Origin of the sequence: Mesorhizobium sp. L-2-11, assembly GCF_016756595.1 — a bacterium.
Classification (GTDB): Bacteria; Pseudomonadota; Alphaproteobacteria; order Rhizobiales; family Rhizobiaceae; genus Mesorhizobium.
In genome coordinates, this window is the sequence record NZ_AP023257.1 from 1,591,051 (window position 1) to 1,616,413 (window position 25,363).

The following is a 25,363-nucleotide window of genomic DNA, read 5'->3' on the forward strand; positions in this document are numbered from 1 at the left end:
AAAAGACCAATCCACAGCCCCTAACGCTGTCGGCCCGTATCTGGTATGACGTGCAAGTTGTGCCGGTTTCATTTTCGTTTGTGCAACAGCAACCGTCACACTTTTGCGGTTTTCCTCCGCTTGTGCTTGCTTGAGGGCGCCGGCATCCCACCTATAGGGGTGCTTGGCGGCAGGGGTTTAGAAGAAAGCAGTTATGTTAGCGCGACCGATCGAACCGACCAACACCGAGACGGGGTTGGCTCCCCCGGACGTAGGCCCGGCGCGGGTCGACGCCTTTGGCATCGCCCAGCGCCACTCGCGCCGCGTGCGTTTCTTGAAGCTGGCGGTGCCGCTGGCCGCTGCCGCGATCGCGATCGCCGTCCCGGTCTATACCTATCTCGTGGCGCCTGGCTCAATCCAGGTCCAGGCCGACGCCAGCGCCTTCGTAAATGGCAAGCTGGTGATGGCCAACCCCAAGCTCAACGGGTTCACCAAGCAGAACCTGCCCTATTCCATGACGGCTTTGCGCGCCATACAGGAGGTGAGCCAGCAGGGCATCATCAATCTGGAGGGCATTGACGCCGAGCTGCCGATATCAACCGACAATGTGGCGGCCATCAATGCCTCGCACGGTAGCTTCAATCGTGACGGCAACACGATGAGCCTGACCAGCGATGTCACCATAACCACCACAGATGGCGTGGCGGCAAAGTTCAAATCGGTCTTTCTCGACATGGGCAAAGGCACTATGAAGACGAACGATCCGGTCGACGTCAGCCGTGGCGGGTCGCGGATTACCGCGGATTCGATGTCTGTCCGGGACAACGGCAAGATCGTGGTTTTCGAGAACAGAGTGCGTGTCAACATCGATCCCGCTAGCTTGAAGGCGGCAGAGGCAAGGAGCGGAGAATCCAATGCGGTTCAGTAGTTCGACACGGCTCGTGGCCGCGGCTTCGGCGTTGCCGGCTGTAGGGCTGGCCGCCCTGGGGCTGGCTTTGGGGCTGACTTTGGCGGCGGCGCCGGCTCTGGCGCAGTCCAGGACCACCAGCCAGCTGTCGGGCCTCAAACTGTCCGGCGACAAGCCCATTCAGATCGAAAGCGACAAGCTCGAGGTCCGCCAGGCCGACAGCGTCGCCGTGTTCACCGGCAATGTAAGCGTCGTCCAGGGTCCGACCTTGCTCAAGGCCGGCAAGATGACGGTCTATTACGTCAAGGATGCCGACGCTGCCGCCAAGGGTGAGCAGGCCGCCAAGGGTGGGCAGGCCGCAGGTGCCGCGATGACCGGCTCGGCCGACATCGACCGGCTGGAGGTCGCCAACAAGGTCTATATCAAATCGGACGACCAGGTCGCCACGGGCGACAGCGGCACCTTCGACATGAAGACGGAAGTGCTGGTGCTTTCAGGCAGCAAGGTCGTGCTCTCGCAAGGCGACAATGTACTGGTCGGCTGCAAGCTGACCGTGCAGATGAAGAGCGGTCTGGCCCAGGTCGACCCCTGCGGAGGTGGACGCGTCATGATGTCGATCACGCCGCCGAAGTCGGGAGCGGCGAACCCCTGATGGTCGACGTAGCATCGCTGTTGGCGCGTCTTCCAGGACGCGCCGCCAGCAAACTTGCGGCGCCGGCCGCAATTAACCTCGATCAGGTAAAATTCAAGGGAACCCTGATCGCCAAAGGCCTGACCAAGAGCTACAAGGGCCGCAAAGTCGTCAATGGCGTGACGATCGGCGTGCGCGCCGGTGAGGCGGTCGGACTGCTCGGTCCCAACGGTGCCGGCAAGACCACCTGCTTCTACATGGTCACCGGCCTGGTGCCGGTCGACGAAGGCACGATCGAAATCGACGGCTTCGATGTCACCTCCATGCCGATGTACCGCCGCGCCCGCCTTGGCATCGGCTACCTTCCGCAGGAGGCGTCGATCTTTCGCGGCTTGAGCGTCGAGCAAAACATCCGTGCCGTGCTCGAAGTGGTCGAAAAGAGCCGCAAGGAGCGCGAACGCAGTCTCGATGAACTGCTCGAGGAGTTTCACATCAGCCATCTGCGCAAGGCCCCGTCGCTGTCGCTTTCCGGCGGCGAGCGGCGGCGCCTTGAAATCGCGCGCGCGCTGGCGACCCGCCCCGCATACATGCTGCTCGACGAGCCTTTCGCCGGCATCGATCCGATCGCCGTCGCCGATATCCAGCAACTGGTGCGCCATCTGACGGCGCGCGGCATCGGCGTGCTCATCACCGATCACAATGTCCGCGAGACGCTTGGCCTGATCGACCGTGCCTACATCATCCATGCCGGCCAGGTGCTGACCCATGGCCGGGCCGACGAAGTGGTCGCAAACCCGGATGTGCGGCGGCTTTATCTCGGTGAGGGGTTTACACTCTAAAGCGCGTCGCATTTGAACGGATTCATGCCACGCGCTTTAAGTTATTGTTGCTTATGCATGTCGTTATCGCAAAACCGCTGCGCACTTTTGCGCGACATGCATTAAGCGTGAAAATTTCTGTCTAGACGCGATTTTTGACGCGAGACAGAGCTTTTTCTTCGATTTCTTGTCGGAATACGCACGGACAGGCGAGTTTTGATCACCGTCGCCTTGACAAGCAAAAGCCGGGCCAGTTTCTATGCCCAACTCCTTCCGGCAGTCCGGATGCGTAGACAGGGCGTTTGAAACCGAACCATGGCGTTGGCGGCAAAACTACAGCTACGACAGTCCCAGTCGCTGGTGATGACGCCGCAACTCATGCAGTCGATACGGCTGCTGCAGTTCACCCACATCGAACTGGAGCGCTTCATCGACGACGAGATCGAGCGCAATCCTTTGCTCGAGCGCGCCGAGCCGCAGGACGATGCCGTCAGCGACCAGGCGCAGAAGATCGATGCCGCGCCGGAAACGGCCACCGCCGGCGACTGGTTCGAGAAGGAGACGGCGTGGAGCGCCGAGGCGATCTCGGAAAAGCTCGATACTTCACTGGAAAACCTGTTTCCCGACGACCCCGGCACCATCGAGCGGCTCGGTCCCGACCTGACGGCCCAGTGGAAATCGGCATCCGGCAACGGTTCCGCATCCTCTTCCGACGGTTTTGATGTCGGAGACATGGCGGCCGGAGCCATCACGCTGCGCGAGCATGTCGCCGAGCAAGTTGCGCTTGCCTTCGCCGACCCGGCAGCACGACTGATCGCCAGCGAACTGGCCGATGGCCTCGACGAGGCCGGCTACATGCGCGCTGACATGGCTGAGATCGCCGCCCGTCTCGGCACCGACAGAGCGGCGGTGGCAAATGCGCTCGCGGTCTGCCAGACATTCGAGCCCACCGGCATCTTTGCCTGCGACCTCGCCGAATGCCTGTCGCTGCAGCTTGCCGTCCGCGACCGTCTCGATCCTGCGATGAAGGCTTTGATTGCCAATCTCGAACTGCTGGCCCGGCGCGATTTCCAGACCCTGAAACGGATTTGTGGGGTCGATGAGGAGGATCTGCTCGACATGCTGGCCGAGATACGTGCGCTCGATCCGCGTCCGGGGATGGCGTTTTCGGGCGGCGCCAGCGACGCGATCATAGCCGATGTCGAAGTGCGTGCGGCCAATGACGGGAGCTGGGTGATCGAACTCAACCCCGAAACGCTGCCGCGCGTGCTGGTCGACCATGTCTATTTCGCCCGGGTTTCGCCGCATGCGAAAAATCAGACGGAAAAGGATTTCCTGGCGGAATGCCTGCAAAACGCCAATTGGCTGACGCGCAGCCTTGACCAGCGGGCGAAGACTATCCTCAAGGTCGCCTCAGAAATCGTGCGCCAGCAGGACGCCTTCCTCGTCCATGGCGTGCGTCACCTGAGGCCGCTCAACCTGCGCACGGTGGCCGACGCAATCGGCATGCACGAATCGACCGTCAGCAGGGTCACCGCCAACAAATACATGCTGACGCCGCGCGGCGTGTTCGAACTGCGCTATTTCTTCACCGCCTCGATCGCTTCGTCGGGTGGCGGTGACGCGCACTCGTCTGAAGCGGTGCGCGACCGCATCAAGCAGCTGATCGACGAGGAGAAGCCCGCCGACGTGCTTTCCGACGACGCGATCGTGGATATGTTGCGGGAAAGCGGCGTCGATATCGCCAGGCGCACGGTCGCCAAGTATCGGGAGGGCATGAATATTCCCTCGTCGGTGCAGCGGCGGCGTGAGAAACGCGCTTTGGCCAGCGCCGGACGTTGAATCTCCGACGGAATTTCCACAGCGTAGCACTTCATTGACAAGCCGCAATGAAGTGGCTAGAAGCCCGCCCGCATGGGACGGGCTACTGCCCGCATGCGGATGGTCCGTCACGACGTTGGCCACGGGACGGTCAAGAAGGCGGCTTGTGATCAATCGGAAAAGTTCGGATTTAAAATCGGCGCAAGTGACGCCGCAAAGCTTGTGCGCTCAGACCACGGGTATAAACTCGGGACAGTTTGAAGCCTGAGCAAGGAAGGTCAGTATTCAGATGACACTGCGCATATCAGGAAAACACATGGATATCGGCGATGCGTTCCGTACGCGCATCAGCGACCGTGTCGGAGAAGTGATCGGCAAATATTTCGATCGGGGCTTTTCAGGGCAAATTGTAGTCGTCAAATCGGGGTCGCGCTACACGGCCGATTGCATGATCCGGCTGGATTCCGGCGCTTCGCTGCAGGCGACCGGTGAAGCGCAGGACCCGACGCTCGCTTTCGAGGCGGCGGCGGATCGCCTTGAGACCCGCCTTCGCCGCTACAAGCGTCGGTTGAAGTCTCATAATTCAGGCAACGCCAATGGCGAACCCACCGACGTCGCCTATACGGTGATGGCGCCGCTTGCCGACGATGACGAGGAAATACCGGAGAATTTCGCGCCAGCCATCGTCGCCGAATCAACCATGACGCTGCGGACCATGTCGGTGGCGTCAGCCGTGATCGAACTCGACGCCAAGGACAGCCCGGTCCTCGTCTTCCGCAACGCCGGAAACGAGCATCTCAACATCGTCTATCGCCGGCCGGACGGAAACATCGGCTGGATCGACCCGTCTACGACCAAGGTCGCGCAGGGGTGACGGCCAGGGCCGCACCGGGGTGACGGCCAAGGTCGCACCGGGGTGACGGCCAGGGCCGCACCGGGGTGACTGCCAGGGTCGCACCGGGGTGTCGGCCAAGGCCGCACTGGGATAAGGCACCAGCCGCACGCGAGAGTGAGGGCTGGCGACGGCAGGCGAACAAGGGATTTCAAGTATGGACCTGAGCGATCTTATCAACGTTCCGGCAATCTTGCCGGCGTTGAAGGCGAACTCCAAGAAGCAACTGCTGCAAATGCTGTCCGAAAGGGCGGCGGCGATTGCCGGCATTCCGGAAAGGGAGGTGTTCGACACCATCCTGCAGCGTGAACGGCTGGGCTCGACCGGTGTCGGCAACGGCATTGCCATTCCGCATGGCAAGCTGGCCGGGGTGAAGCGGATCGCCGGGGTTTTCGCCCGTCTGGAGACGCCGGTCGATTTCGAGGCTCTGGACGACCAGCCGGTCGATCTGGTGTTCCTGCTTTTGGCGCCCGAAGGCGCCGGGGCCGACCATCTCAAAGCGCTGTCGCGCATCGCGCGGGTGCTGCGCGACGCCGACACGGTGGCCAAGATCAGGGGCACCCGCGACGCCGCCGCGATCCACGCGCTTTTATCGGATACACAAGCCTCGCACGCGGCCTGAGCTTTCTCGATCAGTTCGGTTAAAGGGCCGCCGCGAGGCCCTCCCGTTCCAACCAGATCGCTACGCCGTCTTGTTAGTGGATGGCGACTTAGTGGATCGCGACCGGGATCAGGTCGTTTTCCAGGGCGCCGGCCAGCGCCCGCTCGCGAGCGTCCGAAAGCAGGATCGGCTGGCCGTTGGCGGCGAACAGCGCCCACAGTTCCAGCCCGGGCGCGATTTCGCCGAGGCCCGGGAAACGGCCGCGCAGATCGTCGCTCGACACTTTCCTGAGATAGGCGACCGAGCCTTCGCCGAGATGGGCGAATTCGCCGCTGGTCATGATAAGATTCTCGTCAGTTCTGGTCATTTAAGCCTCCTTGCCGCGAGGATCCCGTTCAAGGCCGCCTCGCATGAGAGCAATCGGTAAAAATCAGTCTTTCACCGATATGTTTATTTTCCGTACCAGCCGTTCGGACTCGGGCCGATCGAGGTCGATCGACAAAAGACCGTTCTTCAGCTCCGCCGCGATCACCCGCATACCGTCGGCCAGCACGAAACAGCGCTGGAACTGGCGCGCGGCAATGCCGCGATGAAGAAATTCACGCTCGGTGTCATCGTTCTGACGGCCGCGCACGACCAGCTGGTTCTCCTCCGTGGTCACATCGAGGTCGTTTTCGGCGAAACCGGCGACAGCGAGCGTGATACGCAGCCTTTCGGCCTTGCCGTCGGCACCGCTGAGGCGCTCGATGTTGTAAGGAGGATAGCTGTCACCCGACTTCGCCAGACGCTCCAGGGTCTTTTCCATCGCGTCGAAACCCAGGAGAAGCGGGCTGGAAAAAGGCGTCATTCGGCTCATGTTACACTGTCCTCTCAAGAGCGACATAAAGTGGAAAAACCCGTATGGCATTTTTCCCGGTGGTCTTGATATGGTCCGCCCGGCGGTCGAGTTCAAGCCGTCAAAATCCCCGCCCAAAAAGACTCCCTAAAAGGAATTGAAATGCCCCAATCCCGCAAGATCATCATCGACACGGATCCCGGCCAGGATGATGCCGTCGCCATATTGCTGGCGCTCGGCAGCGCCGAGCTGGAGATCGTCGGTATGACCGCCGTCGCCGGCAACGTGCCGCTGAGACTCACCGAAAAGAATGCACGCAAGATTTGCGAACTGGCCGGCCGGCCTGACATCAAGGTCTATGCCGGCGCCATCCGGCCGCTGGCGCGCGAACTGGTAACCGCCGAGGAGGTGCATGGCGAGACCGGGCTCAACGGACCGCAATTGCCCGAACCGACAATGCAGCTACAGGACCAGTACGCGGTCGATTTCATCGTCGAGACGCTGATGAAGGAAGAGAGCGGCACAATCACCCTGTGCGCGCTCGGGCCGCTCACCAACATCGCGCTGGCGCTGATCCGCGAGCCGAAGATTGCGCCGCGCATCAAGGAAATCGTGCTGATGGGCGGCGGCTTCTTCGAAGGCGGCAACGTCACCCCGACCGCCGAATTCAACATCTATGTCGACCCGCATGCCGCCGATGTCGTATTCAAATCCGGCATTCCGATCGTCATGATGCCGCTCGACGTCACCCACAAGGCGCTGACCACCGCCAAGCGGACCCAGGCCTTCCGCAAGCTCGGCACCAGGGTCGGCACGGCTACGACGGAGATGCTGGAATTCTTCGAGCGCTTCGATGAGGAGAAATACGGCACCGACGGCGGCCCGCTGCACGACCCTTGCGTTATCGCCTATCTGTTGAAACCCGAGCTGTTCAGGGGCCGCAACTGCAACGTCGCTGTGGAAACCGCCTCGGAGCTCACCATGGGCATGACCGTGATCGACTGGTGGGGCGTGACCAAACGGCCGAACAACGCCATGGTCATGCGCGACATCGACCACGATGCGTTGTTCGCCCTGCTGCTGGAAAGGCTGGGCCGGCTTTAGCGCTTCTTCCTTCTCCTACAGGGGAGAGGGAAACTTCTCCTACAGGGGAGAGGGAAAAGAGTGCCGCTCACTTCGCCTTTGAAAACGCCAGCCATAGGCCGCCGCCGACCAGAAAGCTGCCGCTGATTCTGGACAGCAGCTTGACGCGGCCGGCCGAAAGCAGGCGTCCGGCGCGGCCGGCGGCCAGCGCGTAGGTCGAATCCGATACGGCGGCAAAGATCATGGCGGTGAGGCCCATCACGCCGATCTGCAACCCATAGTTGCCGTCAGGGGCGATGAACTGCGGAAAGAAGGCGCCGAAGAACACCAGCGTCTTGGGATTGCTGATCGCCACCAGCAGGCCCTGCAGGAAGAAGCCGCCGCGCGGTGTCTTCGCCGATCCGTCGGCGTTCAGTTTGCCCTTGGAGCGGAACATCTGCACACCCATCCAGATCAGATAGGCGGCACCGATCAGCCTGACCCATTCGAACCAATGGCCCATTCCGGCGATCAGCGAGGTCAATCCGATGCCGACAATGGCGATCATGATCGCCAGTCCGGCCTGCGTGCCGGCGACGTTGGCGAGGCCGGCGCGAGCGCCATGGCGGATGCTGTTGGCGATGATCAGAGTGACCGTCGGTCCGGGTACCAGGATGATGACAAGGCAGGCGACGAGATAGGTGGCATAGAGTTCCAGCGACATGATTTCCTCGACAGTATGCGGCTTCGCGACACGGCTGACTGCGATCAATGCATGACAGTAACGCGGCTGCAAGCCGGCAGGAGATGTCGCCGGCAACCTTGACCTGGATTTTAGGCTCCAGCCAGCCACGGTAGCGTCGTCTCGTAGGCTGCCGCCGCTCTCAGCACGGCCATATCGCCGCGCGGCCGCCCGATCAATTGCATGCCCATCGGCCTGCCTCTGCCATCGAAGCCGGCCGGTACGTTGACCGCCGGGCAGCCGCCCAGCGTGGCAAGCGCCGACACCTGCATCCAGCGGTGATAGCTGTCCATGGCACGCCCGGCCACCTGGGTCGGCCAATGGGTGAGGACATCGAAGGGAAAGACCTGGGCGGTCGGCAGCGCGATCAGGTCGAAGCGGTCGAAGAGCGACAGCAAAATTCGATGCCAGGACGAGCGCCGCACCGTGGCGGCGTGGATCTGAGGCGCCGTGAGTTGCAGCGCCTGTTCCACCTCCCACACGGCCTCCGGCTTCAAAAGACTGCGTTTCACGGCATCGTCGTAATGCGCCTTGAGCGCACAACCGCTGCTCGCTTGGCGCAGCGTCACAAAGGCCTGCCACAGCGCTTCGAAGTCGAAATCCGGCACCAGCGCTTCGGTCTGAAAGGATGCCTCGGCGAAGCGGCCGAGAGCGGCCTCGCAAAGCTCAGGGATGCCGGGTTCGACCGGCAGATGACCGCCGAGATCGCCGAGCCAGGCGATGCGGCCGCCGGCCGCCGGCGTTTGCAGCCCTTCGAGGAACGACCCGGCCTTGTGATGCGAGAGCGGCGCGCGAGGGTCGTAGCCAGCCTGCTCGTCGAGCAGCAACGCCATGTCGCGCACGCTGCGGCCCATCGGCCCTTCGACGCCCATCTGGGCGTGGAAGACGTCAAGCTCGGGGCCGGCCGGGACTAGCCCCTGCGACGGACGGAGGCCATAAACGTTGTTGTAGGCGGCCGGGTTGCGCAGCGAGCCGCCGAAGTCGCTGCCGTCGGCGACAGGCACCATGTCGAGTGCCAGCGCGACCGCCGCGCCGCCGCTCGAACCGCCGGCGGTCAAGGCCGGATCGAAAGCATTGAGCGTCGGGCCGAACACGGTGTTGTAGGTGTTGGAGCCCAGGCCGAATTCGGGAACATTGGTCTTGCCGATGATGAGGGCGCCGGCCTTGCGAATGCGCTCGACGAAGAAATCGTCTTCCTGCGGCACGAAATCGGCGAAGATTGGCGAGCCGAAGCTGGTCCTGAGCCCCTTGGTCTGCGCGAGATCCTTGATGGCGATCGGCAGGCCGAACAGCGGTCCGGCATGCCCTGCATGCGCCAGGTGGGCGTCTGCCCTGTCGGCCTCGCGCAAGATGTCGGCACGGTCGCGCAGCGAAACGATGGCATTGACCAGCGGGTTACGGCGTCGATCCGGTCGAGGAATGACGTCACCACCTCGCGCACCGACAACTGCCGGCGCCGGATCGCCTCGGCAAGATCCACCGCGGACAGGCGGCAGATATCGCCGGCAGGCGGCACGGGGTGTTTTGTGGCCGGACGCATGGCTCTCACCTGGCTGGCGGATTTTGGAGCGCCGCCTCGACTTCCTTCGCCAGCGGGATTGCCGGCTGGGCGCCGGGCTTCAGGCAAGCGAGAGAACCAGCGGCTGCAGCACGGGTGAGCGCCTGGTCGAGCGGCAGGCCGGATGACAATCCGGCGGCGAAATAGCCGCAAAACGTGTCGCCGGCGCCGACCGTGTCGACCGGAGTGATGTTCAACGCCGGAACCATCAGAAGATCGGCTGGCGTTGCGGCCAGAACGCCGTCACCGCCGAGCGTGACGACGACTGTGCGGCTAGTCTTCCCGGCGTAATCGCGCATCCGCGCCGGGCGATCGCGACCGCTCAGCGACAGCGCCTCGCCATAGAGATCGAATTCGGTTTCGTTGGCGACGACATAATCGGCCTTGGCGAGGAAGGCGGCCGCCTCTGCGCGGAACGGCGCCGTGTTGAGCACGGTAACCGCGCCTGCCGCCCGTGCCGCGTCCAGTGCTGCGTCAACAGTCTGCAGCGGGATCTCCTGCTGCAGGAGCACGACATCGCCCTTCTTCATGAAAGCCTTGGAGAGGTCGCCTGTGACGACCGAATCATTGGCGCCCGGCACCACGGCAATGACGTTCTCACCGTCGTCGGCGACCATGATCAATGCCGTGCCGGTCGAGGCGAAGGTTTCACCGACACCGGACAGGTCGATCTTGCCGTCCCGCAACAGCGCCAGCGCTTCGTTGGCGAAATTGTCCTTGCCGACCGCGCCGACCATGCGCACCCTGGCGCCGGCGCGCGCGGCGGCCAGCGCCTGGTTGGCGCCCTTGCCGCCGGGTGCGGTGGCGAAACCGGAGCCACGGACCGTCTCGCCGGGTGCCGGCAAGCGGTCGACATTGGCGATAAGGTCGAGGTTGATCGAGCCGACAACGATGATCAAGTGGCGCCTCCCTGCTGACGCATCGTGCTTTCCGAAAACCGGAATCGATTTTTGGATAGCACGATGCGTAGATTAAAGTGTTAGAGCGTACTTTGTGCGTCCGAATGGGACGCACGTCGCTCTAATTGCGCGGGAAGCTACTCCGTAAGGCCGCCGCTTGCCAGACCGTGCGAGCTAATCGCGTCAGGTTTGAGCGCGCTTCTCAGTGCAACTCCGGCGTCGACGATTGGCGCGCGGTTTCAAGAGCCGACCTGTCCCGCTTCCCAGCCAAGGATGGCGCGTTTGCGGGTCAGGCCCCAGTGGTAGCCGGTGAGCGCGCCGGACTTGCCGAGCGCCCGGTGGCACGGCACTACGAAGGACATCGGATTGGCGCCGACAGCGGCACCCACCGCCCGGCTGGCGCTCGGTGCGCCGATGCCGGCGGCGATGGAGGAATACGTGCAGGCCTTGCCCATCGGGATGCGCAGCAGGGCCTCCCAGACGCGGACCTGGAAGTCGGTGCCGATCAAAACGACGCGCAGCGGCTGGTCGGCGCGCCACAGCGCCGGATCGAAGATGCGCGCCGCATAGGGCGCCGTCGCGGCCATGTCCTCGATATAGGTTGCGTTCGGCCAGCGGCCGGACATGTCGGCGAATGCCGTGCGCTCGTCGCCGGCATCGCTGAAGGCGAGGCCGGCAAGGCCGCGGTCTGTGACCATGATCAGGGCGATGCCGAAAGGCGAGATATGATAGCCGTAGCGGATCGTCAGCCCGGCGCCGCGCGTCTTGTAGTCGCCCGGCGACATCGCTTCGTGGGTGACGAAAAGGTCGTGCAAGCGGCCGGGGCCTGACATGCCGACCTCGAAAGAAGCCTCGAGCAGCGGCATGCCGGAATCGAGCAGTTTGCGCGCGTGGTCGAGCGTGACCGCCTGCAAAAACGCTTTGGGCGACAGGCCGGCCCAACGGGTGAAGAGCTTCTGCAGCCCGGTAGGCGTCTCGCCGACTTCCGCGGCCAGTATTTCGAGCGACGGCTGGTCACGATAGTCAAGGCTGATCTTCTCGATCGCGCGCCGAACAACTTCGTAGTCACCGCCTTCTGGTGTGATGTCTTGCTTCAGAATAGCTGTCTGTGCGTTCATCGGACTATCTCCTTGACCGTGAATATCGTCCTTCGCGGCTCCGATCACCACCCGAAACTTGCCTCCTCGTCATGTGCACCCAGCTTCGAGCAAGGAGCCGACGATGGCTGGCAAAAAGGTTCATCCCAGCAAGGAGAAGTAGACGCTGCCGATTACCGTTTTTGGCCGATGACCGGTTATGAGGCACTGCAGAACCGGTTCGCGAACGAGGCGGTTCGCTCACATCAGCGCGCTTTCGCCGTCGCCAGGGCGCGCGAAAAGGCTGACGCAAAGCTCTCGCGGTCGTTGGGATTGAGGAAGCCGCCGATCGGGACATTCTGGCCTTGTGCTTCCACCGCCATCCTGGTGATGCCGATTTCGGCGTGGCGGGCGACCGAAAAACGCGCCCAGAACGGATTGAAGCGATGTGCTTCCGATTTGCCTGATGGCGCGGTCTTGCGGATGTCGAGGCTGGTGCGCGAGACCGACACTTCCTCACGGGCGCGGGCGGCACGATAATTGGCGCGAAAGGCGATGTAGACGGCGATGACGTCGAGACCCAGGAAGCCGAACACCGGCCAGGCGCCGCGCGACAGGAAAAACGCTCCGGTGACCAACGAGCCGATCAGCAGGGCGCCCATCAGGATGGCAAAGCCGGTTTTGCCCAGCGACCGATGCGGTATCAGCAACGCCTGGAAGATTGGCTCGTCGGCCTGAAATGAGGCGTTTGTGTCGCTCATGCCGGAATATTATAGGAAGGGGATGACGAGCCCCAAGTCCAAAAATCCCTCTACACCCAAAAATGAACTGCTCCCCGGCCGACGCGACGGATCGAACGCCAAACCGCGTGCCCGGCCGGTACGGTCCCATTCGCTTTACAGTCCGGCCGAAGTGCACGAGATTTTCCGACGCTTCTCCGTTCAGCGGCCCGAACCGAAGGGTGAGCTCGAACACGTCAACGCCTTCACGCTGCTGGTGGCGGTGGTGCTTTCGGCACAGGCGACCGATGTCGGCGTCAACAAGGCAACGCGGGCGCTGTTCAAGGTCGCCGACACGCCGCAAAAGATGCTGGCTCTCGGCGAAGCCAAGGTCGGCGACTATATCCGGACCGTTGGGCTCTGGCGCAACAAGGCCAAGAACGTCATCGCGCTGTCGGAGGCGCTGATCCGCGACCATGGCGGCGAAGTGCCCGACGATCGCGACCAACTGGTCAAGCTGCCGGGCGTCGGGCGCAAGACCGCCAATGTCGTGCTCAACATGGCCTTCGGCCAGCACACGATGGCGGTCGACACACATATCTTTCGCATCGGTAACCGGCTGCGGCTGGCGCCCGGCAAGACGCCGGAACAGGTCGAGCAGGGGCTGTTGAGGATAATTCCGGAGGAATATATGCGCCATGCCCATCACTGGCTGATCCTGCATGGTCGCTATGTCTGCAAGGCGCGCAAACCGGATTGCCCGATCTGTGTCATCGCCGACATCTGCAAGGCCGAGGAGAAGACCAATGATATTCCGGCGCCGCTGGTCGAAATTGCGCCGCTCGAACCGTTAAGCGAAATTCAGTAGCCGTAGCCGCGCGCCATCGCCGCGGCGAAGACCGGGATCAGCAGGAAGATCACGGCTTCGGCGCGGACATAAGTTCGAACGGATGCAAGTTGCGCTGCCGGCACCTGAAAGCCGGGGTTGGCCGGGGCCTGCCTGCTCCAGGACGCAAAGCGGACCGTCGGGATGATCGACAGCAGGCCGACGGTGACGAAGGCCGCCATCTTTGCCCAGAACACCCAGTTGTAGACATAGAATTCCCAACCCTTCAGGCCGTAGATGACGCGTCCGATGCCGACGACGATGATCAGCATGGCGATGATGCCGTAATGGCGATCGATGCCGACAAGCCGCCGAAGCGTCGTGGCGGGCAGATCGCCGCGGATCAGGACAAATTCGGCGCCGATGATGCCGGCCAGTGAAAACACCAGCAGATGATGAAAGATAGCAAGCAGAAGATCCGTGGTATCCATGCCCTTTTCCCTCCGTCGTACGGCACAGCGGACGCTGAATCAGCTGCTGGTGAAAAGTAGCACCGCTGGGCAGGATTCACATTGGGCTGGAAGATGATCTGCACAGGCTTTGGCTCTTGTCTGGTGCAGGCGATTTGGATCTCTGTCGCATATCGCTGTCCCCCAGAACCGCCGAGCACCCCCCGGGGAGGCAAACTAACGCAACCGAGGCACGACACATGATCAATCCACAGGCGCTTGTCGCTCCCGTCATTGAAACGCCGCGCACCGTGCTGCGGCCGCACCAACTCGACGATTTCGATGCCTATGTCGCCATGTGGGCCGATCCGGAGATCACCCGCTTCATCGGCGGCAAGCCGCGCACGCGCGAGGAAAGCTGGATGCGCTTCCTGCGTCATGCCGGCCTGTGGTCGCTGCTGGGCTACGGCTTCTGGGCGATCGAGGACAAGGCATCCGGCCGCTTCATCGGCGAGGCCGGCTTCCACGATCTGAAGCGCGACATGGTGCCGTCGATCGAAGGCGTTCCGGAAGCCGGTTGGGCGCTGGTCCCGAGCGCACATGGCAAAGGGTTCGCCAGCGAAGTCGTCAGACTGGCTCTCGCCTGGGGCGACGAGGCATTCGGGCGCGCAAGGACCGTCTGCATCATCGATCCGGAAAACACCGCTTCGCTGAGCGTCGCGGCCAAATGCGGCTATAGCGAAGTGTTGCGGACCACCTATCACGACAATGCGACGATTCTGCTGGAACGGCAGCCCTAGGGTTGCGGCCTGTCAGCCTGTGGTTCTGATCGGGCCGGGCCGAGGCTTTCTAGGCTTGCCGCTTCAGCACCGGGCCTTCCGCTGCGGCACCGGCTTTGCTGGCAGCCTGTTCGAGCATCGAGGCGTCTTCGCCGAAAGCGCGGGTGGCGCGCGCGGCCGCCTCGATCAGCGGATTTTTCATGCGTTGCAGAAAGGCCGCGTCGACGCGTGTGCTCGGGCCGGACAGCGTCAACGCACCGAGCAGGGTGTGCCCCGGCCCGAACACTGGTGCCGAGACGCCCGCCGTCTCGGGGTCGCGATCGCCGACCGACAAACAATGGTAGGTTTTGCGGATCGTCTCGTATGGCTCGCCCTGCTGACCGGAAAACGCCGCAAGCACGCGGCCGCCCGTACCAGCCAGCAGGGGCAGCACGTCGCCTTCCCGGATGGTGTAGCGGATCGGATGCTTGGACTCGACGCGGTAAAGACAGGTGCGCATGTCGCCCGAACGGACATAGAAAGCGACGCTTTCCCAGCTTCGCTCAGCCAGATCTCGCATGATCGGCAGCAGGATGTCGATCGCCACCACCGAACGCTGGTATACCGCGCCCAGCCGAAAGGTAGCAGGGCCGACACGGTAGCGGCCGTCGTCGAGACGCTCCAGCAATTGCCCGCGCAGCAACGAGTTCGCCAGCCTCAGGATCGTGCTCTTGTAGAGTCCGGTGCGCGCCGCGATCTCAGCCAGGCTGAGCGAGCGGTCGGCAGCAGCGAAAGCATCGAGGATGGCGATCGCACGGTCGAGCGCGGCAACGCCGTTGGTCGACGTAGGCTTGGATTGTGTTACGGTTATCCGCTTGACCACGTCGTTCCGTTCCCAGTTGGACAGAAGGGCCGATCGGAACAATTGTGCCGCATCCGGACAGTTCTGTCCAGCAGAATGCCATTCCGGTTGACAGAACGATACAAAGACTGCATGAATTTTTGTCGAGCGGGTCTGAATTCAGGCTACGTTGCTGGCAGGCACCGGAGGAGGTGTCGTGATTGGAGGAATCCCATGCTGAACAGACGCAGATTTTTAACGAGCACCGCCGCTGCCGGCGTCGCCGGTTTCGCAGCCTTGCATCTCTCGCCCGCTTTCGCGCAGGACGCACCGCAGATCCAGATCTTCGTGCCGGCAGCGCCCGGCGGCGGCTGGGACCAGACGGCGCGCACGATGGACCAGGTGCTGCGCAGTGAGAAGCTGATCTCCGGTTCGCAGATCACCAATGTCGGCGGCGCCGGCGGCACAGTCGGCCTGCCGCAATTCATCAGCCAGTGGAACGGCAAGGGCAACTCGCTGATGGTTGCCGGCATGGTCATGGTAGGCGCCATCATCGCCAACAAATCGGCCAATAATCTCACCGAGGTCACGCCGATCGCCCGCCTCACCGGCGAATTCGAGGCACTGGTGGTGCCGGCGGCCTCGCCGTTCAAGACAGCAGCGGATTTCGTCGCCGCCCTCAAGGCCGATCCGACCAAGGTTCCGGTGGCTGGCGGTTCGGCCGGCGGCTCGGACCACATATTGTTCGGCCTTATCGCCAACACGGTCGGTGTTCCGGCAGCCAACCTCTCCTACGTGCCGTTCGCCGGTGGCGGCGAGGCATTGTCGGCGCTTCTCGGCAACCAGGTCGCGGCCGGCATCTCCGGCTACGGCGAGTTCTCCGAACAGGTCAAGGCAGGCGCGCTTCGGCTGCTCGCCATTTCCGCGGACAAGCGCCAGGAAGGCATCGACGCACCGACGCTGAAGGAAGCCGGCATCGATGTCGAACTGTTCAACTGGCGCGGCGTCTTCGCACCGCCGGGCGTTTCCGATGCCGACAAGGCGGCGATGATCACGTTGGTCGAGACGATGGCCAAAAGCGAAGCCTGGGCCACCGAATGCAAAAACCGCAACTGGACGCAGATCCTGCTCACCGGCGACGACTATGCGAAATTTCTCGCCGAAGACACGGCTCGGATCGCAGCCATCCTCAAGGACCTCGGCCTTGCCTGATGTCCTCGGAGAGGGGCGGTAAGCACTGCCCCTTTCCGATGTTCGCCAGCCGCATGGACATACGATCCGGCGCGAGTGAAACTGCGGTGAGGTCGGCCGTGGGAGACCGGCTATCCAGGGAGGACGATTATGAGCACCAGCGACCAGCAGGCGGCGCCGCCGCGCCTTGCCGTGCCCGAATTGCTGATCGGCATCGGGCTTCTCGCCTGCGCCGGCGCAGTAGCCTGGCAGACGCTGTCGATTCCGGTGTCGCCGCTCTATTCCAAGGTCGGCCCGACCGTCTTCCCTTACATCACCATGATAGGCATGACGATCCTTTCCCTCCTGCTGATCGTCGCCGCCCTGCGGGGCGGTTGGCAGCCGGAAGAAGAAAAGGAAACGCCGACCGACTGGAAGGCGATGGGCATCGTCGCCATCGGACTGGTCGCGAACCTTGTTCTGATCCAGCCGCTTGGCTTCACCGCAGCCTCGGTGATCATGTTCGTTCTCATCTGCCACGGGTTTGGCAGCAGACATCCGCTGCGTGACGTGCTGCTCGGCCTGGTCCTTGCGCTTGCCGCCTATTTCGGCTTCGCCCGGGCGCTCGGCGTCAATATCGGCGCCGGCTTCATCGAGAACCAGCTGAACATCGGTCTCGATTCGGTTATCCATATGTTGAGAGGCTGAAGCCATGGAAACGCTCAGCAATCTCGCGCACGGATTTTCGGTCGCCTTTACGCCGGTCAATCTCATGTGGTGCCTGCTCGGCACGACACTGGGGACAGCGATCGGCGTGCTGCCCGGCCTCGGACCGGCGCTGACCATCGCGCTGCTTTTGCCGATCACCTATCAGGTGGCGCCGGAAGCGTCCTTTATACTGTTTGCCGGCATCTATTACGGCGCCATGTATGGCGGTTCGACGACATCGATCCTGCTCAACACGCCGGGTGAAAGCGCGACCATCGTCACTGCGCTGGAAGGCAACAGGATGGCCCGTTCCGGCCGCGGCGGCGCTGCACTTGCCACCTCGGCGATCGGCTCCTTCGTCGCCGGTACACTGGGCACGCTGGGTGTCGCCTTCCTGGCCCCGGTCGTGGTCAAATTCGCGCTGTCTTTCGGCCCGGCCGAATATTTCTCGCTGATGGTGCTGGCCTTCATCACGGTTTCGGCGGTGCTCGGCTCGTCGTCGGTGCGTGGCCTGACCAGCCTTTTCGTCGGCTTCGTCATCGGCATGATCGGCGTCGACCTGCAGACCGGGCAACCGCGCTTCACCTTCGGCATGAGCCAATTGCTCGATGGCGTCGACGTGATCGTCGTCGCCGTCGGCCTGTTTGCGGTCGGCGAGACGTTCTACATGGCCTCGCGCCGCTATGCCGGCAAGGACGAGATCGTGCCGCTGAGGGGCTCGCTCTACATGACAGCGGCCGAATGGGCACGCTCGTCGAAGGCTTGGTTTCGCGGCGCTCTGCTCGGCTTCCCGATCGGCGCCCTGCCGGCCGGCGGCGCCGAAATCCCGACCTTCCTGTCCTATGCAGTCGAGAAGAAGCTCTCCAAGCACAAGGAGGAGTTCGGCACGGTCGGCGCCATCGAAGGCGTTGCCGGACCGGAAGCCGCCAACAACGCATCGGCCGCCGGCGTGCTGGTGCCGATGCTGACGCTTGGGCTGCCGACTTCGGCGACGGCCGCGATCATGCTGTCGGCCTTCCAGAGCTATGGCATCAATCCCGGGCCGATGCTGTTCATGACGCAGGCCAATCTGGTCTGGGGGCTGATCGCCAGCCTGTTCATCGCCAACATCATCCTCGTCATCCTCAACCTGCCGCTGATCGGGCTTTGGGTGCGGCTGCTGAAAATCCCGGCGCCGCAGCTCTATGCCGGCATCCTGGTGTTCGCCACGGTCGGCACCTACGGTATTTCTCAGTCGCCGACCGACCTCGTCATCCTCTATCTACTCGGCGGGGCCGGATTCCTGATGCGGCGCTTCGATTTCCCGACGGCGCCGGTCATCATCGGCATGATCCTCTGGCCGCTCGCCGAAACGCAGTTCCGCCGCGCGATGACCATCTCGAACGGCGACTGGTCGGTGTTCTACAAACAACCGCTGTCGCTGACGCTGCTGACGCTGGCGTTCATCGGGTTGATCGGGCCGCATATCTACGCTTACATCGAACGCCGGCGCATGCGTGGACCGGAACACGTACCGGGCGATGCCTGACCTGTTTGTGACATCATGACCGATCTGCTGTCCGGCATCCGCGTCCTCGACTTGACCAATGTTCTGGCTGGCCCCTATTGTGCCTATCAGCTGGCGCTGCTCGGGGCCGATGTGATCAAGGTCGAGGCGCCGCAAGGCGGCGATCTGGCGCGCCAGCTCGGCGGCTCGCCGGAACTCAACAGCACCGGCATGGGCGCTTCGTTCCTGGCGCAGAACGCCGGCAAACGATCGGTGGTGCTCGATCTCAAGCAAGAGGCTGATCGCGAACGCTTCCTCGATCTGGTCGCCTCCGCCGATGCGCTGGTCGAGAATTTCCGCCCCGGCGTGATGGATCGGCTGGGCCTCGGCTATGCCAGGCTGAAAGAGGTCCGCCCCAGTCTTGTCTATTGCGCGATTTCGGGCTTCGGCCAGACCGGGCCGATGCGCGACAATCCGGCCTACGACCAGATCATCCAGGGTCTTTCGGGCATCATGAGCATTACCGGCACACCTGAGACCGCGCCGTTGCGTGTCGGTTATCCGGTCGCCGACACGCTGGGTGGGCTGGTTGGGGCGTTCGCCATCACGGCGGCACTTGTGAAGCAGAAGACAACAGGCGAGGGCGCTTTCCTCGACGTTTCGATGCTCGAATGCACGCTTTCCGCGCTGGGCTGGCCGGTCTCCAACTATCTGACGGCAGGCGTCGAGCCGCAGCCGATGGGCAACGAGAACATGACGGCGGCACCTTCCGGCACGTTTCGCACCGGCGACGGTCTGCTCAACATCGCCGCCAACAAGCAGGAGCAGTTCGTCACGCTCTGCCGGCTGGTCGGGCTGCCGGAGCTGGCGTCGGACCCGCGCTTTGCCGAGCGCGAGACGCGCAAGCGCAATCGCATCGCCTTGAAGGCGCTGATCGAGGATGCCCTGGAGAACAACTCGGCCGCAGCCTGGGAGGAGACGCTCAATCGCGCAGGCGTGCCGGCGGGCAGGGTGCTGACGATCCCGCAGGTGCTGGCCGAGCAGCAAGTGATCGAGCGCGAGATGACCGCCCGCTTCGATGGCATGCCGAAGATGGATCGGCCGCTGACCGTCGTGCGCGGCGGGTTCATGGTCGATGGCGCAGCGCCGTTGCCGGCCAGGCCGCCGCCAACGCTGGGCGAGCATATGAACGAGGTGTTTGCCAGTCTGCCGCCGCGCATCAAGACAAGAGCGCAGGCATGAGCGGCAGAACATGAGCAACGTCGGGAAAAAGACCGGCCGCGAGCGCGGCGAGGAATGGTGGCAGACCGATATCATCGAAATGCGCCCCGGCGTGATCCGGCTGCGCGGCTATGAGATCCAGGACCTGATCGGCCGCATCAGTTTTCCGGCGATGATCTGGCTGATGCTGCGCGGCGAATTGCCTGGTGAGGAGCAGGCGGCGCTGCTCGGCATCGCGCTGGGGGCAGCCGTCGATCACGGGCCGCAGGCGCCGTCGATCGCCATTGCCCGCATGGCGGCCACTTGCGGCGTCGGCATCAACAGCGCCATGGCTTCAGCCATCAATGTGCTGGGCGACGTGCATGGCGGCGCCGGTGAGCAGGCGCTTGCCTTCTATGGTGACATCGCTGCGGCAGTGGACGAAGGCGTGACGCTTGGCGATGCCGTCGTGGCGCGGCTCGATCGTTTTTTCGACGAGGAAAAGTCCTATGTGCCAGGGCTCGGTCACCGCTTCCATCCGGTCGATCCGCGGGCCCCGCGCCTCATCGAGATGACCCGCGATTTTGCCGCACGCGGCATCGTCAGTGGACGTTTCGCCGACATCGCCGAGGCTGTCGAGGGCGAGGTCGCGCGGCGCAAGGGCAAGAAGATCCCGCTCAACATCGACGGCGCCACCGCCGTCATCTATGGCGAGCTCGGCTTTCCGCCGCCGCTGACACGCGGTCTTTTCGTGCTGTCGCGCTCGGTCGGCATCCTGGCGCATGCGTGGGAACAGTCGCAACAGAGCGACCGCAACAAAGGACCACTGCCGCGCGAATGGTTATGGGCCTATACGGGCACGCCGGTGCGGCCTTTTCCTCAGGCAGAAGACGACGCCAACTGAGACCTTGGTCCAAGTTCGCCGGCGGGCGCTGGCTGGGGAATTTTCAGGTTCTTCAGTAGCGTTGAAAGATCGGGCTCGTCGATAAGCACGGCTGCGTCTGCCGGCGCCAGCCATGCCCGCTGCCGCCTTTTGGCTTCCTGCCAGTTGGCCAGTTCCTCCGTCACCGCCAGCAGGTAGACGGTGACGTCGACGCGGACGAAGCGGTTCGTCAGACGCTTCCAGTAGGAATAGGTGCCGGCCGGCTGCTTCAGCGTCTTGCCGAGGACGCCGGCTTCCTCCCGCGCTTCGATGGTGGCTGCCTTGCGCCCGCTCTTGCCCTTCATCGGCCAGCCCTTGGGCACGATAAAGCGCCTTGTCGATATCGAGGTGACCAACATCACCTCGACGTCGCCACTCTCGCTCAGCCGAAAGGGAATCGCCGCGACCTGACGGATCCGCTCGCCCTTCCTCGCCTTGCGCACGACCTTCTTCTTGGTGGCTGCCATTGCCGGCGATCCAATCAGGGCAGTGCCCAAGCGCAAAGGCACGTTGCGAAAATCAAAACCGCCCACGATGCTACTTTAAGTAGAGCGGCGTTCAAGCATATCGGCTAAGAAAACGCTGGGCCATTAGCGGCAGACGCTGATGAAGCGGCTGCCCGACCGCCGCAACTGGCAAGTAGGCTTCATCTGCGGCACATCAGGCCGTTGCGGCACGACCACGCGATCCTGGGCACGGTACTGCTGTTGCTGCTGCTGATATTGCTGCCGCCGCAGCCTGTTCTCCAGCATCTGCAATTCGCCTTGCAGGACCACCGTATTGCGATTGGCAGGAGTGACGTTCTGGGCGGAGACAGCCGCACCCGCCAGCATCGCTGTTGCCAGGGTTGCCAGCATCAAGATCGTCGAAACACGAAGCGGCGACATCCATCCATTCCCTTACGAAACAGAACCTTGGGCCCGCACGAAACAGAACCCTGCGATTATATAGGGCGTTTGTCTGATGATGCCATGGCTTAAACCTCACGCCGAAGCGGAATTGGCGCGCTGGCCAGTCAGGGCGCTAAGCCCGTCGACCGATGTGTACGAGGCCGACGACAAGAAGCTGGAGGGCATCCTGCAGTTCCATGCCTTTCAGGCCTGGATTGGACAGCATCGCACAGTCGAAAAGCGCGCTGCGTTCCCCGGAGCCGTTGGCCACGGCACGGCGATAGCCCAGCTGCGCGACTATTCGCGGAATGCGCGGCTGATCTGGTCGGTCAACGGCTTCATCAGAAACGAGATGACGGTGCGATCGGTCGTGCGCATGAACGCCTCCACCGGCATGCCCGGCTTGAGGCTTTCTGGATCCAACGAGCCAAGCTTGCCTTCGTCAAGCCTGATCCGCACGGTGTAGTAGGATAGTCCGTTTTGCTCGTCTTCGATGAGGTCGGGAGAAACCGTTGCTACATGTCCTTCGATTTCCGGCGTGACCTGCTGGCTGAACGCCGACAGTCGCAGATGGACAAGCTGGCCGGGCTGGACCTGATCGATGTCTTGCGGCGCGATGCGTGCGTCCACAGTCATTTCGTCAGCGGTCGGGACAATCATCATGATTGGCTCGCCGGCAGTGACGACGCCGCCGACCGTATGGATCGCAAGCTGATGCACCCGTCCGTTCTGGGGTGAACGAATATCGGTCTGTCTAAGCAATTCCTCCGCGGCGATCTTTCGTTCTGCCAATTCTGTGGTTCGAGCCTCGGTTTCGCGTAATTCTTTCGCGACCTCGCTGCGCCAATCCTGCTGGATCTGGATGATGGCCATTTCCGTTTCACTGATTCTGCCGTTCGCTTCGGCTATCGCAGCGACGAGCTGGCCGCGCCCTCCCTCGATCTGGGCCTCGCCCCGCTCCAGGTCCAGCAGACGCGACCGCTGGACGAGTTTCTTTTGCCAAAGGCCCCTGACGCCCTTGATCTCGTCGCGGACCAACGCAATCTCGTGCTCCTTGGCCGCTCTTTGTGCCTCGAGGCCCGATATCTCCTCCCTGAGCTGGCTCACCCGTTGCCTACGTTGCTCGATTTGGGCACGGTAAGCTCCCCGGCGCAAAGCGAAAAGTTTCTGCTCTCCGCCGATCACACGCGCCACATGTCCAACAGAGGAGCGGCTGGTGAGATCCTCGGAAAAGGCTATCGCCTCGGCACCCTCACGCTCCGCTGTGAGGCGCGCCTCCCGCGCCGAGAGTTCGTCCAGAGTATTGGTTATGACGGCGAGATTGGCGCGTGTAAGCGTGTCGTCGAGACGAAGCAAAATATCGCCTGCTTTGACTTCATCGCCGTTGCGCACGTTGATCGCACCGACAACGCCGCCGCTTGGATGCTGAACAGCCTTGACGTTGGATTCCACTGCGACATGGCCGGAAGCGATTACGGCGCCTGACAATTCCGTCGTTGCGGCCCATGCACCAAGGCCGCCGACAAGCAGCGCCACGGTTGCGGCGCCAAGAAGCATATACCGGCGAAGGGATAAGTCGTTCTGCGTCGGCTGCGATCGCGCTTCGGTTTGGAGGCTGGCCCGAACGAACAGCAGCCCGCCGATTTTGCCCTTGACGCCCGCCAGATGGCTCGCTCCGGCACGAATATGCGGTATCATCTCCGTCACGCCGTTACGTGCGCCAGAGAGCGATCGATCATGAAATAAATTCATCCTGATGCCTTTTCCTCCGGGGCAACTGCTTTAAGCGTTCCCACGGGCGAGCTCGGCGTCACGCCCCGCACGACCAGATCCCTCGACCCAAATGCGTGCTGACGGCCGGAGTCGAGAACAAGTAAAAGGTCCACTGCCGCCAGGGCACTTGGACGATGGGCGATTACGACAACCACGCCGTGCCGCCGTTTGACTGCAAGGATCGCCTGGGTCAAAGCCTGCTCGCCTCCAGCGTCCAGATTTGAGTTCGGTTCATCCAAAACGACGAGGAAAGGATCACCATAAAGCGCGCGGGCCAGTCCGATGCGCTGCCGCTGTCCTGCTGAAAGCGACGCGCCGCCTTCGCCGATCTCGGTCTGGTATCCGCGAGGCAAGCGCAGGATCATTTCGTGCATGCCCGCGGTCTTGGCCGCCGCGATAATGGTTGCCGGATCCGGAGAAGGATCAAAGCGGGCAATATTTTGAGCAATGGTGCCTGCGAAAAGTTCGACATCTTGCGGCAGATACCCGATATGCCGCCCCAATGCCTCAGCCGGCCACTGTTCGATGGCGGCGCCGTCCAGGCGGATTTTACCACGCGCAGCCGGCCAGACGCCGACGAGCGCCCGCGCCAGCGACGATTTGCCCGATGCACTCGGACCGATGACACCGAGCGCGGAGCCGGCGCTCAGCGAAAACGCAATGTCCTGTACGACAAAACGGCTTTCGCCTGGCGGGACGACACTGACCCCTTCAACCGAGAGTTCGGTCCGCGGCGGCGGCAGCTGCAAGCGATCCTCTGTGGCAGGGAACTGGGTGAAAAGTTCGTTCAGCCGGCGCCAGCCTTGCCTGGCGGCAAGAAAGTTCTTCCAGTGCGCAATCGCGAGTTCGACCGGCGCCAACGCTCGCGCAGTGAGAATGGAACTTGCGATGATGATACCAGGCGTGGCTTCCTGGCCGATCACCAAATACGCGCCGATCGCGAGAACGACTGATTGCAGCAGCATCCTAAGGCCGCGGGAGAGCGCGCCGAATGAACCTGCGACATCGCTGGCGCGCATCTGCGCCTGCCTGTATTTGCCGTTTGCTTCCGCCCAGCGCGAGGCCAGGGTGGATCTCATGCCCATCGCTTCGAGCACTTCGGCGTTACGGATGCTTGCCAGCGCGATATTGCTGCGCGCTCCGGCATATCCAGACATTTCGGTTGCTGGACGGCGGACCGTTTTCTCGGTGAGCACGGTCAATGCCAAAAGCAGGATCGCCCCAATCAGCGCAGCCAGGCCGAGCCAAGGATGGAAGGCAAAGCAGAGTCCGAGATAAAGCGGCATCCACGGCAGGTCGAAAAGAGTGGCGGGACCACCGCTGGCCAGGAAGCTGCCGATTTGATCGAGATCGCGCACCGGCTGCATGCCCTCGCCCGAGCGGCCTCTGGCCAAGGGCAGTTGCGACATCACGCGGTAGGTCCGTTCACTCAGGCGCTCGTCGAGTCCGCTGCCGATACGCGCCAGCACCCGGCCGCGGATCGCGTCGAGAGCACTTAGAAAAAAATAAAGAATCGAGATCAGCAGGATCAGAGCCACCAGCGTCGGCACGCTACGGCTGGGCAGGACCCTGTCGTAGACCTGCAGCATGAACACCGAGCCGGACAACATCAGCACGTTGATAAGGCCGCTGAAACCCGCCACCGCCAAAAAGGCGCGCCGGAAATGCGCCAGGCAGGCAGCCAATTCGGACTTCGCCCTCGATGGGCGGAGTCTCTCTAAGCTTGATTGTGACATCGATGTCCCCTCGAACAGCCGCATGCGTCAGCAGGCGATGCGGGCCCATAACTGCAAGCCCGCA

The 25,363-nt window shown here is 62.9% G+C and carries 26 protein-coding genes and 1 pseudogene; 14 read left to right on the top strand and 13 right to left on the bottom strand.

Annotated features, from left to right (window positions below; translation table 11 throughout):
• Positions 1-193 precede the first annotated feature (193 nt).
• The 6 genes from lptC to ptsN all read left to right on the top strand — a co-directional run bounded on the left by lptC (position 194) and on the right by ptsN (position 5,670).
• A complete protein-coding gene (gene lptC, locus JG739_RS07675) occupies positions 194-907 on the top strand; it encodes an LPS export ABC transporter periplasmic protein LptC (RefSeq protein ID WP_202365947.1) in 714 nt (237 codons plus the stop codon).
• On the top strand, positions 894-1,538 hold the full coding sequence (locus JG739_RS07680) for an LptA/OstA family protein (protein ID WP_202365948.1): 645 nt from the start codon (positions 894-896) through the stop codon (positions 1,536-1,538). Before lptC ends, JG739_RS07680 begins: the two co-directional genes overlap by 14 nt.
• A complete protein-coding gene (gene lptB, locus JG739_RS07685; RefSeq protein ID WP_202365949.1) occupies positions 1,538-2,356 on the top strand; it encodes an LPS export ABC transporter ATP-binding protein in 819 nt (272 codons plus the stop codon). Before JG739_RS07680 ends, lptB begins: the two co-directional genes overlap by 1 nt.
• Positions 2,357-2,650: 294 nt before the next feature.
• On the top strand, positions 2,651-4,177 hold the full coding sequence (gene rpoN, locus JG739_RS07690; RefSeq protein ID WP_202365950.1) for an RNA polymerase factor sigma-54: 1,527 nt from the start codon (positions 2,651-2,653) through the stop codon (positions 4,175-4,177).
• Between the two features lie 268 nt (positions 4,178-4,445).
• The gene (gene hpf, locus JG739_RS07695) at positions 4,446-5,030 is read left to right on the top strand and encodes a ribosome hibernation-promoting factor, HPF/YfiA family (RefSeq protein WP_202365951.1); all 585 of its coding nucleotides are present in this window, start codon (positions 4,446-4,448) and stop codon (positions 5,028-5,030) included.
• Between the two features lie 175 nt (positions 5,031-5,205).
• On the top strand, positions 5,206-5,670 hold the full coding sequence (gene ptsN / locus JG739_RS07700) for a PTS IIA-like nitrogen regulatory protein PtsN (protein ID WP_023797448.1): 465 nt from the start codon (positions 5,206-5,208) through the stop codon (positions 5,668-5,670).
• An 88-nt stretch (positions 5,671-5,758) separates the two neighbouring features.
• On the opposite strand, the gene JG739_RS07705 is transcribed toward ptsN, so the two are convergent.
• Complete coding sequence (locus tag JG739_RS07705; protein WP_202365952.1) at positions 5,759-6,016, bottom strand: BQ00720 family protein; 258 nt, start codon at positions 6,014-6,016, stop codon at positions 5,759-5,761.
• 63 nt (positions 6,017-6,079) lie between these two features.
• Positions 6,080-6,505 carry an Hsp20 family protein gene (locus JG739_RS07710; protein WP_023797450.1) on the bottom strand — a complete coding sequence of 142 codons (426 nt, stop codon included), beginning with the start codon at positions 6,503-6,505 and terminating at the stop codon, positions 6,080-6,082.
• A 141-nt stretch (positions 6,506-6,646) separates the two neighbouring features.
• Between JG739_RS07710 and JG739_RS07715 the strand changes: the two genes are divergently transcribed.
• Entirely contained in the window at positions 6,647-7,588 is a 942-nt protein-coding gene (locus JG739_RS07715; protein WP_202365953.1) for a nucleoside hydrolase, read from the top strand.
• Between the two features lie 67 nt (positions 7,589-7,655).
• Here JG739_RS07715 and JG739_RS07720 read toward each other — a convergent pair whose 3' ends face one another.
• The 5 genes and pseudogenes from JG739_RS07720 to JG739_RS07740 all read right to left on the bottom strand — a co-directional run bounded on the left by JG739_RS07720 (position 7,656) and on the right by JG739_RS07740 (position 12,582).
• On the bottom strand, positions 7,656-8,270 hold the full coding sequence (locus JG739_RS07720; RefSeq protein ID WP_202365954.1) for a LysE family translocator: 615 nt from the start codon (positions 8,268-8,270) through the stop codon (positions 7,656-7,658).
• 110 nt (positions 8,271-8,380) lie between these two features.
• Positions 8,381-9,828, bottom strand: a pseudogene (locus tag JG739_RS07725) (amidase).
• A gap of 5 nt (positions 9,829-9,833) precedes the next feature.
• Positions 9,834-10,745: a ribokinase gene (locus tag JG739_RS07730; protein WP_202365955.1), complete on the bottom strand. Its 912-nt coding sequence runs from the start codon at positions 10,743-10,745 to the stop codon at positions 9,834-9,836.
• A gap of 239 nt (positions 10,746-10,984) precedes the next feature.
• Positions 10,985-11,863 carry a methylated-DNA--[protein]-cysteine S-methyltransferase gene (locus tag JG739_RS07735; RefSeq protein WP_202365956.1) on the bottom strand — a complete coding sequence of 293 codons (879 nt, stop codon included), beginning with the start codon at positions 11,861-11,863 and terminating at the stop codon, positions 10,985-10,987.
• Positions 11,864-12,087: 224 nt separating this feature from the next.
• Positions 12,088-12,582 (bottom strand): DUF2244 domain-containing protein, encoded by a 495-nt coding sequence (locus JG739_RS07740; RefSeq protein WP_202365957.1) that lies wholly within the window; start codon positions 12,580-12,582, stop codon positions 12,088-12,090.
• Positions 12,583-12,604: 22 nt separating this feature from the next.
• Here JG739_RS07740 and nth point away from each other — a divergent pair, with 22 nt between their 5' ends.
• Positions 12,605-13,408 carry an endonuclease III gene (gene nth / locus JG739_RS07745; protein WP_202365958.1) on the top strand — a complete coding sequence of 268 codons (804 nt, stop codon included), beginning with the start codon at positions 12,605-12,607 and terminating at the stop codon, positions 13,406-13,408.
• Here nth and JG739_RS07750 read toward each other — a convergent pair.
• The gene (locus tag JG739_RS07750) at positions 13,402-13,857 is read right to left on the bottom strand and encodes a DUF2214 family protein (protein WP_202365959.1); all 456 of its coding nucleotides are present in this window, start codon (positions 13,855-13,857) and stop codon (positions 13,402-13,404) included. The two genes, nth and JG739_RS07750, sit on opposite strands and share 7 nt — an antisense overlap.
• 218 nt (positions 13,858-14,075) lie before the next feature.
• On the opposite strand from JG739_RS07750, the gene JG739_RS07755 reads away from it, so the two are divergent.
• Positions 14,076-14,615, top strand: a complete 540-nt coding sequence (locus tag JG739_RS07755; protein ID WP_202365960.1) for a GNAT family N-acetyltransferase — start codon at positions 14,076-14,078, stop codon at positions 14,613-14,615.
• Positions 14,616-14,664: 49 nt separating this feature from the next.
• Here the strand turns inward: JG739_RS07755 and JG739_RS07760 are convergent, their stop codons facing one another.
• Positions 14,665-15,444, bottom strand: a complete 780-nt coding sequence (locus JG739_RS07760) for an IclR family transcriptional regulator (RefSeq protein WP_202367372.1) — start codon at positions 15,442-15,444, stop codon at positions 14,665-14,667.
• Between the two features lie 204 nt (positions 15,445-15,648).
• Here JG739_RS07760 and JG739_RS07765 point away from each other — a divergent pair, with 204 nt between their 5' ends.
• The 5 genes from JG739_RS07765 to JG739_RS07785 all read left to right on the top strand — a co-directional run bounded on the left by JG739_RS07765 (position 15,649) and on the right by JG739_RS07785 (position 20,882).
• Entirely contained in the window at positions 15,649-16,626 is a 978-nt protein-coding gene (locus JG739_RS07765) for a Bug family tripartite tricarboxylate transporter substrate binding protein (protein WP_202365961.1), read from the top strand.
• A 129-nt stretch (positions 16,627-16,755) separates the two neighbouring features.
• Positions 16,756-17,292 (top strand): tripartite tricarboxylate transporter TctB family protein, encoded by a 537-nt coding sequence (locus JG739_RS07770; RefSeq protein WP_202365962.1) that lies wholly within the window; start codon positions 16,756-16,758, stop codon positions 17,290-17,292.
• Positions 17,293-17,296: 4 nt separating this feature from the next.
• The gene (locus JG739_RS07775; protein WP_202365963.1) at positions 17,297-18,820 is read left to right on the top strand and encodes a tripartite tricarboxylate transporter permease; all 1,524 of its coding nucleotides are present in this window, start codon (positions 17,297-17,299) and stop codon (positions 18,818-18,820) included.
• A 15-nt stretch (positions 18,821-18,835) separates the two neighbouring features.
• The gene (locus tag JG739_RS07780) at positions 18,836-20,020 is read left to right on the top strand and encodes a CaiB/BaiF CoA transferase family protein (protein ID WP_202365964.1); all 1,185 of its coding nucleotides are present in this window, start codon (positions 18,836-18,838) and stop codon (positions 20,018-20,020) included.
• 10 nt (positions 20,021-20,030) lie between these two features.
• Positions 20,031-20,882 carry a citryl-CoA lyase gene (locus JG739_RS07785; protein ID WP_202365965.1) on the top strand — a complete coding sequence of 284 codons (852 nt, stop codon included), beginning with the start codon at positions 20,031-20,033 and terminating at the stop codon, positions 20,880-20,882.
• Here the strand turns inward: JG739_RS07785 and JG739_RS07790 are convergent.
• The 4 genes from JG739_RS07790 to JG739_RS07805 form a co-directional block, all read right to left on the bottom strand.
• A complete protein-coding gene (locus tag JG739_RS07790; protein ID WP_202365966.1) occupies positions 20,858-21,367 on the bottom strand; it encodes an NUDIX hydrolase in 510 nt (169 codons plus the stop codon). The genes JG739_RS07785 and JG739_RS07790 overlap by 25 nt on opposite strands.
• Before the next feature lie 123 nt (positions 21,368-21,490).
• Positions 21,491-21,757: a hypothetical protein gene (locus tag JG739_RS07795; protein ID WP_244749733.1), complete on the bottom strand. Its 267-nt coding sequence runs from the start codon at positions 21,755-21,757 to the stop codon at positions 21,491-21,493.
• Between the two features lie 330 nt (positions 21,758-22,087).
• Positions 22,088-23,326 carry an HlyD family type I secretion periplasmic adaptor subunit gene (locus JG739_RS07800; RefSeq protein ID WP_446720542.1) on the bottom strand — a complete coding sequence of 413 codons (1,239 nt, stop codon included), beginning with the start codon at positions 23,324-23,326 and terminating at the stop codon, positions 22,088-22,090.
• A gap of 212 nt (positions 23,327-23,538) precedes the next feature.
• The gene (locus JG739_RS07805) at positions 23,539-25,299 is read right to left on the bottom strand and encodes a type I secretion system permease/ATPase (protein ID WP_244749735.1); all 1,761 of its coding nucleotides are present in this window, start codon (positions 25,297-25,299) and stop codon (positions 23,539-23,541) included.
• Positions 25,300-25,363 lie beyond the last annotated feature (64 nt).

Bases quoted from the DNA above. Each gene is read 5' to 3' on its own strand.
- lptC (WP_202365947.1), top strand. From the start codon at position 194: ATGTTAGCGCGACCGATCGAACCGACCAACACCGAGACGGGGTTGGCT.
- JG739_RS07680 (WP_202365948.1), top strand. From the start codon at position 894: ATGCGGTTCAGTAGTTCGACACGGCTCGTGGCCGCGGCTTCGGCGTTG.
- lptB (WP_202365949.1), top strand. From the start codon at position 1,538: ATGGTCGACGTAGCATCGCTGTTGGCGCGTCTTCCAGGACGCGCCGCC.
- rpoN (WP_202365950.1), top strand. From the start codon at position 2,651: ATGGCGTTGGCGGCAAAACTACAGCTACGACAGTCCCAGTCGCTGGTG.
- hpf (WP_202365951.1), top strand. From the start codon at position 4,446: ATGACACTGCGCATATCAGGAAAACACATGGATATCGGCGATGCGTTC.
- ptsN (WP_023797448.1), top strand. From the start codon at position 5,206: ATGGACCTGAGCGATCTTATCAACGTTCCGGCAATCTTGCCGGCGTTG.
- JG739_RS07705 (WP_202365952.1), bottom strand. From the start codon at position 6,016: ATGACCAGAACTGACGAGAATCTTATCATGACCAGCGGCGAATTCGCC.
- JG739_RS07710 (WP_023797450.1), bottom strand. From the start codon at position 6,505: ATGAGCCGAATGACGCCTTTTTCCAGCCCGCTTCTCCTGGGTTTCGAC.
- JG739_RS07715 (WP_202365953.1), top strand. From the start codon at position 6,647: ATGCCCCAATCCCGCAAGATCATCATCGACACGGATCCCGGCCAGGAT.
- JG739_RS07720 (WP_202365954.1), bottom strand. From the start codon at position 8,270: ATGTCGCTGGAACTCTATGCCACCTATCTCGTCGCCTGCCTTGTCATC.
- JG739_RS07735 (WP_202365956.1), bottom strand. From the start codon at position 11,863: ATGAACGCACAGACAGCTATTCTGAAGCAAGACATCACACCAGAAGGC.
- JG739_RS07740 (WP_202365957.1), bottom strand. From the start codon at position 12,582: ATGAGCGACACAAACGCCTCATTTCAGGCCGACGAGCCAATCTTCCAG.
- nth (WP_202365958.1), top strand. From the start codon at position 12,605: ATGACGAGCCCCAAGTCCAAAAATCCCTCTACACCCAAAAATGAACTG.
- JG739_RS07750 (WP_202365959.1), bottom strand. From the start codon at position 13,857: ATGGATACCACGGATCTTCTGCTTGCTATCTTTCATCATCTGCTGGTG.
- JG739_RS07755 (WP_202365960.1), top strand. From the start codon at position 14,076: ATGATCAATCCACAGGCGCTTGTCGCTCCCGTCATTGAAACGCCGCGC.
- JG739_RS07765 (WP_202365961.1), top strand. From the start codon at position 15,649: ATGCTGAACAGACGCAGATTTTTAACGAGCACCGCCGCTGCCGGCGTC.
- JG739_RS07770 (WP_202365962.1), top strand. From the start codon at position 16,756: ATGAGCACCAGCGACCAGCAGGCGGCGCCGCCGCGCCTTGCCGTGCCC.
- JG739_RS07775 (WP_202365963.1), top strand. From the start codon at position 17,297: ATGGAAACGCTCAGCAATCTCGCGCACGGATTTTCGGTCGCCTTTACG.
- JG739_RS07780 (WP_202365964.1), top strand. From the start codon at position 18,836: ATGACCGATCTGCTGTCCGGCATCCGCGTCCTCGACTTGACCAATGTT.
- JG739_RS07785 (WP_202365965.1), top strand. From the start codon at position 20,031: ATGAGCAACGTCGGGAAAAAGACCGGCCGCGAGCGCGGCGAGGAATGG.
- JG739_RS07790 (WP_202365966.1), bottom strand. From the start codon at position 21,367: ATGGCAGCCACCAAGAAGAAGGTCGTGCGCAAGGCGAGGAAGGGCGAG.
- JG739_RS07795 (WP_244749733.1), bottom strand. From the start codon at position 21,757: ATGCTGGCAACCCTGGCAACAGCGATGCTGGCGGGTGCGGCTGTCTCC.
- JG739_RS07805 (WP_244749735.1), bottom strand. From the start codon at position 25,299: ATGTCACAATCAAGCTTAGAGAGACTCCGCCCATCGAGGGCGAAGTCC.